The following is a 16,446-nucleotide window of genomic DNA, read 5'->3' on the forward strand; positions in this document are numbered from 1 at the left end:
CGGACTATTCCAGTCCACCACAGCGCTCAGCGCCGTGCATCTCACGGCGCATGGGCACCGGCACCACCGCATTTCCGATGCGGCCCATCCAGGTGAGCAGGCTCCGCCAACTGAATCGCTCCCCCGCGCCAACTCAAGGACTCATCCGCCAACTAGCGCGCTCCGCTCGGCGGGCCCAACAGCCACGGCCAGAGTGCTGGTCAAGCTGTCTTCGGGAAGTACCGCGTGCCTCTGGTGGCTCCCTGCGTCTCCAGCTCGCCGGCGTCCCCGACGCTTCTTTTAAGCAGGACCTTGACCAGCTCCTTGTCCTTGCCCACGGCCGCCGCGACGCCCCGGAGCAACATCCCCGGCTGCTCAGTGACGGCGTGCACCACCGATAGGCGCTCCTCCTCGAACTGGTCCGCCGGACTCATGACACCGAGCTGGTCAATGACGATGCTCTCCACTTCCCGCACCAGATCGTCCAGGTCTTGGTACTGGAACCGGTCCCATCCCTGGACATCGCTGGGCACGTTCTTCGCCGGAGTCACGGCTGGGTTGAACCCGATGAACGCCCTGCGCCCCATTCCGAGCGCCAGGCCGTACTCCAAGGTCACATTCGGATTCCACCCCGTGAAGTCGTAGATCCCGAACGCCGCAGAAGCGATCATCCCCCTGATCTTGTCCAGCACCGTCCCCGACGACAAGGACACCTCGGCGAACTGGAACTTCACCTGGAAGCCTTTCTCAACCTCCTTGAGAGCCCTCTTGTACTCCGGCCGACTCGGTCGAACCAAGGTCCACGGGTACGCCACGAAAATCGTCCGATACGTTGGTGCCTCCACCATGGTTCCTCCTGTGACGGGGCCCCGATCACCAGTACGCCACGCGAGGCATGCCGGCGCATGGTGGGGTGCAGGTGCGCACTCGCCAGCTACCGGCGAGCCAGACACCGTAGCTGGAGGGGCCTGACCTGCGAAGAATCCGAACCGTGACTGCGGGCAGTCGCGGCAACGAAATCTGCCGAAGAACCCACAGCGGCACGACTTGGGCCATGAGCTCAGCGATGCACTGGCCAGGTGTCGCGCTCAGATCCGCCAGGTAGAGCGCTCAGTCACACTCACTCGCGATCAGGGCGTCAGCCTGGCCCTTTGCCACCAAATTCGAACATGCGATCTACTCTGCTTCATGAACCACACCTTCCCCCGCGATCTCGTGGAAGTCCAGGCCGAGTGGTACGCCACATACTGGCTGCTCGCCGATCCGTCGTTGACAGACGCCACGGCCGCGCACCGTCGTCGGCTGCAGCAGCTGTCCACGCGGATCGCCGCCCATCCGTACTGGCAGACCCCGGCCGGGACACCAGCGGCCCGGATGGCCCTCAAGGAGATCGCCCGTACCCGAACCGAGACGCGGCCATGACGCTCACCGATCGCCAGGTGCGTCTCCTTCGCAGCGCCCGCGCCTGGGTCGCCGAGTACGGGGAGCCGCCATCGATGCGCGAACTCGCCGCCGCTTCCGGGATCTCCGTCTCCACCGTGAGCTACCAGCTGAAGCGGATGTGGGAGCAGGGGGTCGTCATCGAGACCCGAGGCCGTCCGAGCCGCCGCTGCCCACACTGCGGGCGATGACCACGGCCTGCGGGACCCGGGGGAAGCATTACTCCGGTGCGTGGGTCGTCATCGCGCCGTAGGAATGCGGTGGTTGAGTGGCGCGAGTTCTGCGATCGGCCGGTCGTAGCTCAAGCGTCGACCTCGCCGGCCCAGCCGAACTGCAGAAGTTCCTTGGGCAGGTACTCAGAATCGACCTCGATCGGGATCTCCCCGTCGTAGGCGAGGCAGGCAACAGCGAGCGGGTCCAGTGCTCCGTGCCGCCCCGATTCCGGGCAGCGGGACGGGTGAGCCGGGGAGCCCGTCGCGGGGGAGCCGGCAGCAGGCGTATGTGTGGGAGAAGCCGATCGCACACTCAACCGCGCGCTGACTCAGGCGCCGACCGCACATCAGTCAGTGTGACGTCACCGTTGGCCGTGCCTGCCAGGAGTCGCGATCCATCGAAGGCCAGGCACGTGATGGCGCCGTGCAGTATCAGGCGGCCGACTCGTTGCCGGGCGGCTAGGTCGTGCACCGTGATCGTGCCGCTGCGGTGCCCGGTTGCGAGGTAGCGGCCGTCTCTGGTGAGAGCGGCGACCGTGTCGTCGGCGGGGAGAGGGAAGGGCGGGTGGTTCTCGTCGGGCCACAGAACCTGGGTCAGCTCGCCGGTGTCGAGGTTCCACTCTTCCACTGCCTCCCACCGTGGGAGGAAAGGGCCGCCGAGTTGGGCGACGGTGATGAGGTGGTTTCCATCCGGCGTGAATCGTGCGGCTTGGACGAGGTGCCCGGCCCGTGTCACCTCGCGTACGAGATCGCCGGTGTCCGCATCCCAGACACGCACCACGCCGTTGAAGGTTCCAGTCACGATGCGGCGGCCGTCAGGTGAGATGTCGAGGGCCGATATGGGGGAGCCATGGCGGTCGTTGACGCGCGTCGGCCAGTGCTCGCGTGGGCAGTCACCGGCGCCCAAGGGAGGTAGCGCCTCGTCCCGGGCGCCGTCACGCGTCCGCCAGGTTTCGTCGCAGGGGTTGCCGTAGACCAAGAGTGGGCGGATCGGGGACGAAAGCCGCAGGTCAAGGAGTGTGGCGCTGCCGCCGCTGGTACCCACGACGCACAGGTTGGCCTCGTCGTCCAAGGCGATGGCATCTACGCCGCCCGGTATCGTTGGCGTGCCCATCGTTCGCAGCAGTCGGCCCGTGGCGACGTCCCAGATTTTCAGTTCTCCGTCTTTCCCCAGTGTCGCCGCACGGCCGTCGCACAACGACCCCGTGCGCACGGCGCCCCTGTGCCCGTCCAGTGAGAGTCGCGGCGCGGGAGACAGCGGGCTTAGGACATGGGCTCCCCCGAGGGCCGAGCCCACGACCACTCGCCGGCCGTCAGGTGAGATGGCCAGGGAGCAGACGAGGTCGGTGTCGTAGCGCCCCAGCGTGGTGCGTTTGTCGAGGTCCCACACGATCACTGAGTGGAAGGGATCCGCGCAGACGGCCGCGTACCGGTGATCCGGGGTGACCGCCGCGGTCAACTCGGCAAGATCCAGCGGGCCGACCTGCCCAGGGATGACGTAGGGCGGGAGTTCCGTAGGCTGGGAGGTGGGCTGGAGTTCGGTGAACTTGTCGGGCGCCACCGGTTTCCCGGTTCCGGAGGACAGGTCCCAGACCATGCCCGTTCCGTCTATCCGCAGGGCTACGAGTCGCCGACCGTCGTTGGTGAATCGGAGACTGAACACCTTCATCTTGTTCTCGCCAAGCGAGAACTCTCGAATCGCCGAACCAGTTTCCGTGTCGAAGACCTGGACGGTCTTGTGCATGTCGTTCCCGTGCCAGGTGTATCCGCAGAGCGCCGTTCTGGTTCCGTCCTCGGACATAGCCAAGGCATCTACGGAGTATTCACTGGTGGCGAGCGTGTGAGACAACAGCCGGGAGTTTCCGCTCGCGGCGCTCCACAAGGTCGCGATGACCGGCTTGTGTTCGGGACCACCGATGCGGCAGAGATCGGAATGACCGCTCACCGAGCACTCGTACAGGAGTTGCTGGGTGGTGAACGATGTCATCGGTCCGGATTCACCGCGCAGGTTGTGCGCTTGACGTCCGAGAACTCCGCGCATTGAACCGAGTACCGGGTTCTCCGGGAGGAGGTCATGCAGAGCAGTGATCTCGTTCAGGAGTGAGTCCACGCCTGTCGCGGTGATGCGCGCGTTCAGATAGCCGCAGTCGGTGACGGTCTCCTCCAGTTCGCGCAGTTCTCGTGGTTCCCGTCGGTCGTGTTCGGCGGTGTGCTCGCTGCCTGTGCCGGGGGGCATGAGCCGAACACGGTCGGCCATGTAGCCCAAGAGATGCTCCACGCCATGGGGATCGGTGATATCGGCGCGGAACGTCGCGATGACCCGCTCTGTCGACTCTCGCGGGTAGACGCCGTGTCGGGACGCCGAGCGGAGATGGTCGCGCAATGACCCGTGGAAGGGGAGAAAGGGTCCGTCGGGCCACGAACCCCGTAGATAAGGAGCACACAGCTCCAATGCATCGTCAACGGCTGATTGACAAAGACCGGACAGCTGGGCTAGCTGATGCCGTGTGAATCCATCGCCTCGACTCTGTACCAGGAGACCGAGAACCGGGCGGATTACCTCGCGCCACCGGCTGGGGTCGGCAGTCACTTGACGGTCGAGGAAACTGCTGTAGAGGTCCGCGAGCCCGTGCGGCAGAGCACGCTCGCCCGAGGCAAGGCGACGCAGCAATTCGGAATCCTCGGACGCGGCGAGGGTGGCGAACAGAAAGTTGCCGTCGGCTACTTGAGCGATCGATTGTGCGACACGAGTGGGATCAGCGATTCCTCTGCCGTGGAGGCGTCCCTGGAGGTATGTGCGCACGTCGTCCGTCCCTGCAGGTTCGTCGTGCAGCAGCCGCAATCGCCGACCATGAGAGAAACACTCAGCAGTAGGGCCGTTGCGTGCGGTGAGCACAAGACGTAGCCCTGGTATGGGCTCGGTGCGCAGCGTGGACAGCAGCCAGACGAGCGTCCGCGGACCACTGATCTGTTCTTCGGCCTCGTCCACAGCGTCGATCAGGACGACGGCCTCGGCCCCGAGTTCGGACAGCGGCTGTCGGAACAGACTATCCAGCAGCTGAAGCGGTTCGACGTCGGGGAGGACCAGCCGGTTGATTCCGATCACGGTGGAGTCCCGCACGGGCCCCGTGAACTCCTGGTTGACCGCAATAATGGTGGCCGGAGCGCGGTCCGCCACCGCTTCGGCGTATCCCGGGAGCGTGGCGCACAACTGTCCGGCCACCTGTTCCAGCACACTGCGAACGTTCAGCGAACTGAATCGTTGGGCCTGGCAGAAGTGGTACGCGTGCAGCCAGCCCGGTCCAAGTCCCTGTGTCGACGGCACGTCACCGAGCGAGATCTGGGCCAGCCGTACCGCGAGCGCAGATTTGCCTACGCCTGGTTCGGCCGATACGGCGAGTAGCGGTTCGTCGGTCTTGTACCAGGATGCGATTTCGGCCAGTGCCCATTCGCGTCCGACGAAAGAGCCGGACTGCCTGGTTAAGTCTGCCGGGACCCCCGGCCCTTTGTCGAGCGTCACTGGTTGCTGTTGCCGTCAATGCCGACGATTGTGGACCGGGTCACCGAACCTAGACGCTGCCGTACTTCGGCGTCACTGCCTCCCGCGGGACGGCGGGCCGCGGTGATGCTGCTGTCCGAGACGTCCGCGAAGTGCTGCTCCACCGTCAAGCGGGACGGTGACGAAGGGGTGTCGTCGGCGGCGCGGGCCCGGCTCCATTCGAAGAGTGCCTGGATCACAAGCAGTGTGACGAGGCCGGCCCCGGCGGGCCAAGTCCAGCTGGTCGTCCAGATGTTGATGACGACAGCGATGGCCGCGGCGGACACGGTCGAGATGACGGCGGCCGCCGCGCGAGAGCGGCAGGCCGCTCCAGGAGGCCGCGGCGATCGAACGGACATGCACCTCACTCCTCGGGCGGGTGGACTTTCGTGGCGCGGTCTGTCCGGAGGCTACGCCACCCGCCTCGCTCCCGCGAATGGCATCCGCCTGATCGACGTGATTCGCGTTGGCGTGCTGGGTTCAGGGTGTGGATCCGGCGCCGACATCGATGGTTCGCCGCGGTGGGTCCAGAAGCAGATGCAGGACGCCGTGACAGACCGCCTCGAAACTCACGCTCTTGTATCGCTCAGCCAGGGCCTGTGCTTCCCGCACGCAGGACTGCTGCACACCATCCAAGCTTGCAATCTAAGCGTTGGCGTTGGCACTGACAAAGATTGGCGCGGATCACGCCGTTGGGCGCTTCCGCAGCGGGCTAAGCACGCAGGTATACCTGGCACCACCGCGCGAATCCGCTGGCCGCCGCGGGGCAGGCCGTGATGCACCTGGCTTCTCGAGGAGGCCATGGCCAGGATCCAGGCGCCACACCTCAATGCGGACAGCCACGGACGCGGGGCTGCATTTCACCTTACCGATTTCCCCATCTGGCCCGCAGCTGACTGGAGAGACGGAGCCCAGCGGCACCGTCCTGGTGCGGAGTCGAGCCTCCTTGGTCTGCCGGGGAGCGCTATTTATCACCAAATCCCGGCTTCACCAAACCCGCGATTCTCCGGATCCTGATCCTCCCCCGTGAGCGGTGTCCTGTACTGCGCCGCGCGGGGGCGGTGGGCGATCAAAGGCCCACCTGACCGACGACGTTTCATCGGGAGATTCGCGATGCGCAACCACACACAGCCCACTGGCGAGGCAGCGTTCTTGAACGTACAGAACGCAGCCAGGTACATGGGAATCTCGGTGAACACTCTGTACGTCTGGCGCCATCGGCGGCAGGGACCGCCCAGTTTCCGCATGGGCCCCGGTGGGCGGGTCATGTATCGCCGAGACCTGCTGGATACATGGCTGACGGAACAGCAGAACGCCGATTCGCGGTCAAACCCGGCCCTCAATCCGGTGCGCAAGGCGCCGCACCGGCGTCCTGCGCGTCGCGCTGCTTAACCGCAAGAGGCGTTTCTGGTGCGGCTCGACGTCGGTGGCCCTGTCCGCAGAACAAAAGTTGAAGACGTCGGCTGCATCCGGAATTTGATGCGCACGGAGGTCGTCTGTGTGTGTTGCGCAGCGCCGGGATGCGCTGAGCGGGCCAGCCGCCGGAACAAATGGAGGTCTCGCATGGCGGGGTAAATAGAGGACAGGTGGCTCAAGAAGCGACCGAACAAGGAGACGGGTAAGCGTGAGCGAACTGCGCTCTGGGGGAAGTGCACCCGCTACCGGGTCAAGGGAATTCCGGGCGTACGCGACCGCTCATTCGAGACGGTCGCGGATGCCAAGGCGTGGTTGGCCGAGACGCAGACGGACTCGCGCCGCGGTGACTTCGTCGATCCACGCGACGGCGAGATCACCGTGCGTGAGTATGTCGAAAAGCATTGGTGGCCGGCCCAGATACACCCAGCCCAGACATTGGAGAGCATGGAGTACCGGATCTGGGGACAGGTGCTTCCGCACCTCGGAGAACTGGCACTCCGCGATGTCGGCGTCGCCGAACTGCGGAAGTGGTCGGCCGATGTGCAGCGCGAAGTGGGTTCGGGCACTGCGTACATCGCATGGGTGTACCTAAAGGCGATCATGCAGGCCGCGGTCGAGGACAAGCGTCTCTTCCGTAACCCATGCAAGGGCAACAGCACGATCAAGCCACCCAAGAAGCCCGAGCGGAGGGCGCGCTCCTGGACGCAGGGCCGAGTCCACGCGGTGCGGGCAGAGCTTCCCAAGCGGTACCAGATCACAGCTGACCTCGGAGTCGGGTGCGGGCTGCGATAAGGGGAAGCGTTCGGGTTCTCCGCCGATGACGTGCGGGGTGACTTCGTCCATATTGAGCGGCAGATTCTGCGGTACAAGTCGCAGCTCTACTTCGGTCCACCGAAGGGCGGCACTGAGCGCGACGTACCGGTGACGGAGGCCCTCGCGAAGCGGGTGCTGGTGCACCAGGAGCAGTTTGAGACGATCGAGGTGACCCTGCCGTGGCTCGATCCTGAAGAGCCAGATGTTCCCCGGGACGAGCGCCGCAAGGTGACGGTGCCGTTGCTGGTCACCACAACCCGTGGCGGAGCAATCAACCGGACTACGTGGAACACCAAGTCTTGGAAGCCGGCCCTGGCCAAGGCTGGGGTGATTCTCCCTCTCCCGAAGCGGGAGAAGGGGGAGAAGGCCACGCGAGTGTGGGAGCCGAGCCGTGAGCACGGCTTTCACGTCCTGCGTCATACTTACGCCTCGGTGATGCTCGAAGCGGGCGAGTCGATCGTGTCGCTTGCGAAGTGGCTCGGTCACTCCGATCCAGCGTTCACCCCCCCCGGACCTACACGCACTTCATGCCGGAGGCCGGAGCGCGCGGTCTCGCCGCTATCGAAGCGTGGTTCACGGATCTTGGCTGAAAGTCCCTGAGAAGTCGCTGGGAGTGCGACGGAAGCCCTCTGAGCGCGCTAACCAGCAGGTCAGAGCGTGATCCACTCGCTAGCGGGACAGAACCCGGCGTACAGGCCGACTCGTCCGCCCGTCACCGGCATCACGGAACTACCCCCGCGGGTGCGGGGACGACGAGATGGCCACCCGGTTCGTTGAGGAGATGGGGGAACTACCCCCGCGGGTGCGGGGACGCCCGTGTGTGGCATGCAGCCTGCCTCGCCACAGCCGAACTACCCCCGCGGGTGCGGGGACGACTGTCTCCTATGTGGGGTAGGCCGGAGACGGCTCGAACTACCCCCGCGGGTGCGGGGAAGACCGGCCCGCGGCCTCGACGCAGTTGTGCAGCGGCGAACTACCCCCGCAGGTGCGGGGACGACGCTCGACCGTATTGGGTCTCCAGCCCTTTGGCCGAACTACCCCCGCAGGTGCGGGGACGACGAGGCACCGGCGCTGAGCGTGGACCTGTCGTCCGAACTACCCCCGCAGGTGCGGGGACGACCCGTTCGGCGATCTCGTCGGCGAGCGCCTCGACGAACTACCCCCGCAGGTGCGGGGACAACTGAACACTTGTTCGAAAACCGCGAAAGGCGGGTGAACTACCCCGCAGGTGCGGGGCCGACGTGTGGATCGAGGAGGCAGCGAACGTCGCGGACGAACTATCCCCGCAGGTGCGGGGACGACCGGACCTCGGCCAGGCACACGACGCACAGGGGGAACTACCCCCGCAGGTGCGGGGACGACATGCGGCCGGTGGTGGTGCCGATCCACTGGGCGGAACTACCCCCGCAGGTGCGGGGACGACACCCCGCTGTACGTGAACGTCGATGCGGCCGGGGAACTACCCCCGCAGGTGCGGGGACGACTTCATGCCCTGCGCCACCACCGACCCCGAAGCGGAACTACCCCCGCAGGTGCGGGGACGACACCCCGCTGTACGTGAACGTCGATGCGGCCGGGGAACTACCCCCGCAGGTGCGGGGACGACTCTTCAGGAAGTTCAAGGTCACTCCTCAGTCTGGGAACTACCCCCGCAGGTGCGGGGACGACATGCGCAGCGCGCGCCACGCAAGTCGAGACGAGGAACTACCCCCGCAGGTGCGGGGACGACCAACGTCCGAGCCACTCGCAAGTCCGCCCCCTGGAACTACCCCCGCAGGTGCGGGGACGACGACCGGGTACAGGCCGTCGCCCGCGAATGGGAAGAACTACCCCCGCAGGTGCGGGGACGACGGATGCGGGGGACGTGAGCGTCGCTCACGTGGGGAACTACCCCCGCAGGTGCGGGGACGACCGGCAGAGGGGGGTGTGGGGGGTGGTGTTCGGCGAACTACCCCCGCAGGTGCGGGGACGACAGCAGGATTCCCGTCGTGGCGCCGAACATGACCGAACTACCCCCGCAGGTGCGGGGACGACAGTGGCGGCACCGCCGCGGCTGGCCTTCTGAAAGAACTACCCCCGCAGGTGCGGGGACGACAGCCGGTAGATCTCCCGCTCCGCGTCCGTCGAGGAACTACCCCCGCAGGTGCGGGGACGACCTCGCGCTTCCGCTCGGGCGTCGGTGCCGGGGGGAACTACCCCCGCAGGTGCGGGGACGACCGCAGTTGGCAATACGGGCCAGCGCAGTAGGGCGAACTACCCCCGCAGGTGCGGGGACGACCAGGGGTGAGCGAACGTACATCCGAGGAGCACGGAACTACCCCCGCAGGTGCGGGGACGACATCTCACCGAGGAAGCGCTGAGAGAGGGCAGGGGAACTACCCCCGCAGGTGCGGGGACGACCTGTACGGAGCGCCGGCCCGGTACCCGAGCCGGGAACTACCCCCGCAGGTGCGGGGACGACCGTCGCCTCTTGGGCGTCGACCTCGCCGGTGGCGAACTACCCCCGCAGGTGCGGGGACGACCGTCGCCTCTTGGGCGTCGACCTCGCCGGTGGCGAACTACCCCCGCAGGTGCGGGGACGACCACCAGAGCCGGTGGAGTCGGTGGCGTTCGAGGGAACTACCCCCGCAGGTGCGGGGACGACTGGGTCTGCGGGCTCGGGGGCGAATCCCGCGGGGAACTACCCCCGCAGGTGCGGGGACGACTCGGTAGAGCTGGTCAGCGCGAGGCTGCACAACGAACTACCCCCGCAGGTGCGGGGACGACGGTTGCGGGGGTGAGGCGGCGATCGGCAGCTGGGAACTACCCCCGCAGGTGCGGGGACGACCCCGCCGCCACCCAGCTTCGCGCCCTGCCCCCAGAACTACCCCCGCAGGTGCGGGGACGACGGCTGTTGCCGGTGGACACCCCGGGTGGACACCGAACTACCCCCGCAGGTGCGGGGACGACGTGATGATCCCCCCGGCGTACGGCATCAGGGACGAACTACCCCCGCAGGTGCGGGGACGACCTCTCTCCGAACCTGGTCAACCCGCGGACGGACGAACTACCCCCGCAGGTGCGGGGACGACAAGGGCTCCCGCGAACTCAAGGCGTTGGTGCCGGAACTACCCCCGCAGGTGCGGGGACGACGGTTCCGGTGAGGGCCTGGACGCGTTGGGTGAAGAACTACCCCCGCAGGTGCGGGGACGACCCGCCCGCGGGCGGCCACCCGTACGAAAGGAGTGGAACTACCCCCGCAGGTGCGGGGACGACCGGAACAGCCCCTCTCTGACACTCATCTGACAGGAACTACCCCCGCAGGTGCGGGGACGACCACCCGACCCGACGGCGGCCCCCGGTCCCGAAGGAACTACCCCCGCAGGTGCGGGGACGACGCGATGATCGTGGTGCTGCTGTCGACGGAAAACGAACTACCCCCGCAGGTGCGGGGACGACCTTCAGCTGGCGTGGCTCTCTGACTCCTCGGCCGAACTACCCCCGCAGGTGCGGGGACGACTGTGGTGCGGAGGCGGCGGCGCCCCGATCGTCGGAACTACCCCCGCAGGTGCGGGGACGACGTCGGGGCGATATCCAGGGTGTCCGTGCCGACGGAACTACCCCCGCAGGTGCGGGGACGACAGTGGTTAGTGATGATTGGCGTCTCTGGGGTAGGAACTACCCCCGCAGGTGCGGGGACGACGCGCGGGCCCGGTCGGTGGTGATGCCGTGGATCGAACTACCCCCGCAGGTGCGGGGACGACCGGTGGAGCAGGTACCCGCGGACCGTGCCGCCCGAACTACCCCCGCAGGTGCGGGGACGACGTGGGCAATTCAGGCTTCGGTGCCGGGGGCGGCGAACTACCCCCGCAGGTGCGGGGACGACCCGGGCCGCCACCAGCTGGCGTTGGTACGCGGCGAACTACCCCCGCAGGTGCGGGGACGACCCCTTTATGGTGCGCCGAATGATGCTCAATCAAGAACTACCCCCGCAGGTGCGGGGACGACTTCATCTGAACGCGTACGGTCTTGTCAGGGATCGAACTACCCCCGCAGGTGCGGGGACGACTCGGCGAGGGTGGCCTTCGCGAGAGGGGCAAGCGAACTACCCCCGCAGGTGCGGGGACGACTCATGCGTCCCCTCCGTGAGGCACGGCGGTCAGGAACTACCCCCGCAGGTGCGGGGACGACGGCACGCGCCAACCGCAGGGACGCCGCTTGGAGGAACTACCCCCGCAGGTGCGGGGACGACCGGTTCTGGGCGTCGAAGTTCTACGCGGGAGAGGAACTACCCCCGCAGGTGCGGGGACGACTCCAGTGACGGTCATAGCGGGTCTCCGGGGCGGGAACTACCCCCGCAGGTGCGGGGACGACTGATGGAACGGCACTGGGCGCGGGACGGTCAGCGAACTACCCCCGCAGGTGCGGGGACGACCCACAGCAGCCCCACCGCCCAGCCCACCCCCCGCGAACTACCCCCGCAGGTGCGGGGACGACCCTCGGTGGTGCCGGGCGGGAGGGACCGTGTCAGAACTACCCCCGCAGGTGCGGGGACGACGCCTCGGTGAGGTGGGGGAGGCTGGCTCCAGACGAACTACCCCCGCAGGTGCGGGGACGACACGACGTCACGCCGAACAAGCGCGCCCAAGCCGGAACTACCCCCGCAGGTGCGGGGACGACGCCGTACCAAGGGCCAGCGAGCGGAGAAGGAGAGAACTACCCCCGCAGGTGCGGGGACGACGTCCAGAAGCGGGCCAAGCGGCAGATCGACCGGGAACTACCCCCGCAGGTGCGGGGACGACTGACGGTGACCTCGGGCCGAGGTGAAGGAGGGCGAACTACCCCCGCAGGTGCGGGGACGACGGAACCTTGCGCCGTATCGCCTACAAAGGCTCGGAACTACCCCCGCAGGTGCGGGGACGACTCGTCGAGGGTGAAGCTGTTCACCTTGCTGTGCGAACTACCCCCGCAGGTGCGGGGACGACCGCTACAGGCCCATGTTCGACGTGGTACGTAAGGAACTACCCCCGCAGGTGCGGGGACGACCCACACGGCGCGGACCGGGCGCTGGGAGGGGGAGAACTACCCCCGCAGGTGCGGGGACGACTCCGGATCGCCCCCAGCCGCAGCCTGGGAACAGGAACTACCCCCGCAGGTGCGGGGACGACCCGTCCCGGCCCCGGTGCGTGCCCCTGAGCCCGGAACTACCCCCGCAGGTGCGGGGACGACTCCTTCGGCTGGCAGCTCAACCGCGGCGGCCGAGAACTACCCCCGCAGGTGCGGGGACGACGGATCGAGGAACGCGCGAAGACGCGTCAGGGGGGAACTACCCCCGCAGGTGCGGGGACGACATACCGGTTTCGCGCCGGCTCGATCTCCTCGTCGAACTACCCCCGCAGGTGCGGGGACGACCCACCACGGCAGCGTGGATAGAGGTGTGCCAGCGAACTACCCCCGCAGGTGCGGGGACGACACCTTCGGGTGGTCCGGCAGACCGTCGTGCACCGAACTACCCCCGCAGGTGCGGGGACGACCGCCGGAGCCGGGATAACGGGCGAGGTGGCAGAGAACTACCCCCGCAGGTGCGGGGACGACCCCGAAGGCGCGCCGATCCTTGACCCGGACAAGGAACTACCCCCGCAGGTGCGGGGACGACATGTACCGATTCGCCCGAGCCGAGACACCCCCGGAACTACCCCCGCAGGTGCGGGGACGACCTTGCGGTGCGCGGTGGCGTTGGCGGCGGTACGGAACTACCCCCGCAGGTGCGGGGACGACGACCAGGACACAGCCACGATGGGCGTAGTCACCGAACTACCCCCGCAGGTGCGGGGACGACGAGGGAACGATCCGGGGCCGCAAGGTCAAGGAGGAACTACCCCCGCAGGTGCGGGGACGACACTTCTTGACCTGCGTGGATGCTAGCGGTGCGGCCGGTTTTCATTTGCCAGTGTCGGGGGTCGGGGCATGTGTCCACGGTCGATGTCAGTGGGCGGGTCTATGGTGCGGATCCACTGTACGGAGGGGGCTGGGCTGGTGGAGCACATGCGGTCGATTGTCGACTTGATGCGGTGGATGGGGCTGTCGGAGGAGACGGTTGCCAGGGTGTCTCGGTTATGGGGGAAGTCCGCGGCGCGGAACGGCGGGCGGACGCACCTGCTGCTCGGGCATTTGCTGGACACCGCTGCCGTGGCGGAGGTGATGTGGGAGCGGTACCTGTCGGCTGCGTTGCGGCACCGGCTGGAGGAGGTCAGTGGCGGGCATGGGCGTCTGTGGTTCATGTGGATCTGTGGGATTCATGACTGCGGAAAGGCGTGCCCTGCCTTCCAGGCACTGGACGATGCCGAGGCTGCTCCGGTCAGGGCAGCGGGCCTGGGGTGGGGGAGGTTGCCGACGGACCGGCGGCAGCGGTGGCGGCATGACGTGGCGGGCGCCGCGTTGCTGCGGCCGAGGCTGGTCGCGGAGTGGGGGAGTTCGGAGAGCGCGGCATGGGTGTGGCCGTTGGTGGCCGGCCACCACGGGACATTTCCCTCCGTCCAGGGCCTGAAGCCGAAACATCGGGAAGTGCAGGGGCGCGGAGCTGCGTGGGACGAGGCACAGAGGGCGGTCGTAGACGTCTTCACGCGAGCCGTGGGCTTTGCGGATCTGGCCGATGCGCGGCCGGCGGGAGCCCTCAACAGGGCGGAGCAACTGGGACTGTCTGGGCTGATCGTCATGGCGGACTGGATCGCCAGTGACAGCGAGCAGTTCGAGGGGATCGCAGATGCGCGGAAGGTGTCGCTGGCCTCAGCCCGCCAGAGGGCTGAGGCGGCGTGGCAGCGGCTTGGTCTGCGAGGTGGGTGGAACGAACTTGCGGTTCCCGACGGTCGGCTTGCTCCTCTGACCGGGCGGCTGGGCGTGTCCCCGAGGGCCTCGCAGCAGGAGCTCGTTGAGCGGGCCTGGTCGATGCCGGTACCGGGGCTGATGGTGGCCGAGGCCCCGATGGGGGAGGGCAAGACAAAGGCCGCGCTAGCGGCGGCCGAGGTGCTGGCAGCACGGTTCGGGCTGGACGGTGTCTTCGTGGCCATGCCGACGCAGGCGACGAGCGACCCGATGTATGAGCAGGTGCTGGAGTGGGCGCGGACGTTCGACCCAGAGTTGGAAGCGCAGGTCGCGCTACTGCATGGGAAACGTCGATTCAACCCGACATGGCGGGAGATCTGGGAAAGCAAGCGCAAAGGCCCCGTTGGAGAATCCGGCCAGGGCGAAGAGTCGGTGGCCTTGGATCCGTTCGACGTCTACGGGTCGATCGAGGAGGACGCCGAGTACGGCCTGTCTTCCTGGCCATCGGCCGGAACCTGCGAACCTCCAGAGGGGCGTGACGGCCCGGCTCGGTGGTTCCTGGGTAACAAACGGGGCCTGCTGACGGCTTTTGCTGTCGGCACTGTGGATCACCTCCTGCACGCGGCGACCCGCACGCGGCACGTGATGCTGCGCTTCGCCGGGCTGGTCGGCAAGGTAGTGGTGGTGGACGAGGTGCACGCCGCGGACGTCTATATGCGCCAGTTCCTCCTGGAGGCGCTGCGCTGGCTCGGGCAGGCCAAGGTCCCGGTGGTCCTGCTCTCGGCGACGCTTCCGCCGGCGCAGCGGCAGGCATGCGTCGATGGATATCTGTCGGGCGCTCTGAGCATGGCGGATGCGGTCTGTCCGGTGCCAGAGCCAGCCGGCTATCCGTGTGTCACCGTGGCCTATGCCCTCAACGGGGCTTCTGTGGCAGAGAGTTCGTGTGAAGTGGTGCCGTCCTGGCGTGCGTCGACGCCGACGCGGATCGACTGGTTGCCCGATGTCGCCCAGGACGGGAAGCTGCTCGCCTCGGCGGTGAAGGAAGAGGTAGCCGACGGCGGGGTGGCGCTGGTGGTGGTGAACCAGGTCGACCGAGCCCAGGCCATTCACCGTGCCTTGACGGAGGCCGGTTTCGAGGGGCAGGTGCAACTGCTGCACGGCAGGTTGTGTGCCGCCCACCGAGCAGAGCGCACCGAGGCATGCCTGCGACTGCTGGGGCCAGAGGCCAAGGAGGAGCGGCCTGGCCGGATGGTGGTGATCGCCACACAGCTTGCCGAGCAGTCGTTTGATGTTGATGCGGATCTACTCATCACGGACCTTGCTCCCGTCGACCTTCTGTTGCAGCGCATCGGGCGGCTCCACCGGCACAGCGGCACCCGGAGGCCGTCTGCGTTCGGCGAACCGCGTGTACTGGTGACGGGTGTGGTGGCAGGTGAAAGAGGCCGTCCGCGGTTCCTGCCCGCGTCCAAGCAGATCTATGGGGAGTGGGCGTTGCTAAGGGCGGCTGCCCTTGTCGCCGAAGCCGCGGGACCGCTGAGCGGAGGAACGCGGCAGAAGGACGGGTGGAGCATCCCGGCCGATGTGCCGGGTCTGGTTGCCAGGGCCTACGGGGAGGCGGAGCTCTGCCCACCGGACTGGGGCGAGGCCGCAGCTGGTGAGGTGTGGCGGGCAAAGGAGCAGCAGCGGGAGAAGAACGCGGAGGGATTCCTGTTGTCCCGCCCGCGGGAATGGGCGGCGCCAACGTTGGAGGGGCTCCACTACGCCGGCGTTCGGGCGGCATCCGAAGAGGACCTCGACGCCGTGGTGCGGGATGGGAAGCGGTCGGTGGAGGCCGTGATCGTCCGGCGCTCGCCCGGCGGCTATCGGGCGATCGACGGGACCTGGATCGGCGTGCACGGTGAGGTGGATGACGAAACGGTGATCGGCCGACTTCTGGGTGGCACAGTGCGGCTGCCTCCCCGGCTGACGGAGGCTGCGGAGGCGGAGGGGACCGGACTCGTTCCGTTGCCTGGGTGGGTCGGTCATCCCTGGCTCAGGTACACGCCGGCGCTGGTGCTGGAGGAAGACGGGACGGCTGTACTGGGCCAGGACAGGGTCTCGTACGACGACGTTTTGGGATTGGTCGTCCAACGAGGGTGAACGGCGCGCGGAGCCGGCCTGGAGTCCTGTTACCCCGCGCTGCGGGGACGACGTGAAGCAGTAAGCGGGAACACCCCCGTATCCGGGGAGGAGCGGCTCCGTGCGCCG

The 16,446-nt window shown here is 67.5% G+C and carries 10 protein-coding genes and 2 CRISPR repeat arrays; of the genes, 6 read left to right on the top strand and 4 right to left on the bottom strand.

Annotation, left to right across the window (positions count from 1 at the left end):
• Positions 1 to 200: 200 nt before the first annotated feature.
• Positions 201 to 827: a hypothetical protein gene (locus ACZ4NB_RS05315; RefSeq protein ID WP_467658432.1), complete on the bottom strand. Its 627-nt coding sequence runs from the start codon at positions 825 to 827 to the stop codon at positions 201 to 203.
• 340 nt (positions 828 to 1,167) lie between these two features.
• Between ACZ4NB_RS05315 and ACZ4NB_RS05320 the strand changes: the two genes are divergently transcribed.
• Positions 1,168 to 1,401, top strand: coding sequence for a hypothetical protein (locus ACZ4NB_RS05320; protein WP_467658433.1), 234 nt, complete (start codon positions 1,168 to 1,170; stop codon positions 1,399 to 1,401).
• Positions 1,398 to 1,610, top strand: a complete 213-nt coding sequence (locus ACZ4NB_RS05325; protein WP_467658434.1) for a LexA family protein — start codon at positions 1,398 to 1,400, stop codon at positions 1,608 to 1,610. Before ACZ4NB_RS05320 ends, ACZ4NB_RS05325 begins: the two co-directional genes overlap by 4 nt.
• Before the next feature lie 110 nt (positions 1,611 to 1,720).
• Here the strand turns inward: ACZ4NB_RS05325 and ACZ4NB_RS05330 are convergent, their stop codons facing one another.
• Genes ACZ4NB_RS05330 through ACZ4NB_RS05340 form a run of 3 tightly spaced genes read right to left on the bottom strand, consistent with a single transcriptional unit; the run spans position 1,721 to position 5,528 of the window.
• Positions 1,721 to 1,942 carry an Imm49 family immunity protein gene (locus ACZ4NB_RS05330; protein WP_467658436.1) on the bottom strand — a complete coding sequence of 74 codons (222 nt, stop codon included), beginning with the start codon at positions 1,940 to 1,942 and terminating at the stop codon, positions 1,721 to 1,723.
• A gap of 2 nt (positions 1,943 to 1,944) precedes the next feature.
• Positions 1,945 to 5,151, bottom strand: a complete 3,207-nt coding sequence (locus ACZ4NB_RS05335) for a WD40 repeat domain-containing protein (protein WP_467658437.1) — start codon at positions 5,149 to 5,151, stop codon at positions 1,945 to 1,947.
• Entirely contained in the window at positions 5,148 to 5,528 is a 381-nt protein-coding gene (locus ACZ4NB_RS05340; protein ID WP_467658438.1) for a hypothetical protein, read from the bottom strand. The genes ACZ4NB_RS05335 and ACZ4NB_RS05340 overlap by 4 nt, the downstream gene beginning before the upstream one ends.
• Positions 5,529 to 6,282: 754 nt before the next feature.
• Here ACZ4NB_RS05340 and ACZ4NB_RS05345 point away from each other — a divergent pair.
• The 4 genes from ACZ4NB_RS05345 (at position 6,283) to cas3 (ending at position 16,338) form a co-directional block, all read left to right on the top strand.
• On the top strand, positions 6,283 to 6,561 hold the full coding sequence (locus ACZ4NB_RS05345) for a helix-turn-helix domain-containing protein (RefSeq protein ID WP_467658439.1): 279 nt from the start codon (positions 6,283 to 6,285) through the stop codon (positions 6,559 to 6,561).
• Positions 6,562 to 6,897: 336 nt separating this feature from the next.
• Positions 6,898 to 7,377, top strand: a complete 480-nt coding sequence (locus ACZ4NB_RS05350) for a hypothetical protein (protein ID WP_467658441.1) — start codon at positions 6,898 to 6,900, stop codon at positions 7,375 to 7,377.
• 30 nt (positions 7,378 to 7,407) lie between these two features.
• A complete protein-coding gene (locus tag ACZ4NB_RS05355; protein ID WP_467658442.1) occupies positions 7,408 to 7,998 on the top strand; it encodes a hypothetical protein in 591 nt (196 codons plus the stop codon).
• 126 nt (positions 7,999 to 8,124) lie between these two features.
• A CRISPR array of direct repeats spans positions 8,125 to 8,580; the repeat unit is 28 nt; unit sequence GAACTACCCCCGCAGGTGCGGGGACGAC.
• Positions 8,581 to 8,672: 92 nt separating this feature from the next.
• A CRISPR array of direct repeats spans positions 8,673 to 13,277; the repeat unit is 28 nt; unit sequence GAACTACCCCCGCAGGTGCGGGGACGAC.
• Between the two features lie 145 nt (positions 13,278 to 13,422).
• Entirely contained in the window at positions 13,423 to 16,338 is a 2,916-nt protein-coding gene (gene cas3, locus ACZ4NB_RS05360) for a CRISPR-associated helicase Cas3' (RefSeq protein ID WP_467658648.1), read from the top strand.
• Positions 16,339 to 16,446 lie beyond the last annotated feature (108 nt).

Source organism: Streptomyces sp. NPDC026575, from assembly GCF_055567415.1.

Coding starts and splice junctions, on each gene's coding strand:
- ACZ4NB_RS05315 (WP_467658432.1), bottom strand. CDS start 827: ATGGTGGAGGCACCAACGTATCGGACGATTTTCGTGGCGTACCCGTGG.
- ACZ4NB_RS05320 (WP_467658433.1), top strand. CDS start 1,168: ATGAACCACACCTTCCCCCGCGATCTCGTGGAAGTCCAGGCCGAGTGG.
- ACZ4NB_RS05325 (WP_467658434.1), top strand. CDS start 1,398: ATGACGCTCACCGATCGCCAGGTGCGTCTCCTTCGCAGCGCCCGCGCC.
- ACZ4NB_RS05340 (WP_467658438.1), bottom strand. CDS start 5,528: ATGTCCGTTCGATCGCCGCGGCCTCCTGGAGCGGCCTGCCGCTCTCGC.
- ACZ4NB_RS05345 (WP_467658439.1), top strand. CDS start 6,283: ATGCGCAACCACACACAGCCCACTGGCGAGGCAGCGTTCTTGAACGTA.
- cas3 (WP_467658648.1), top strand. CDS start 13,423: ATGCGGTCGATTGTCGACTTGATGCGGTGGATGGGGCTGTCGGAGGAG.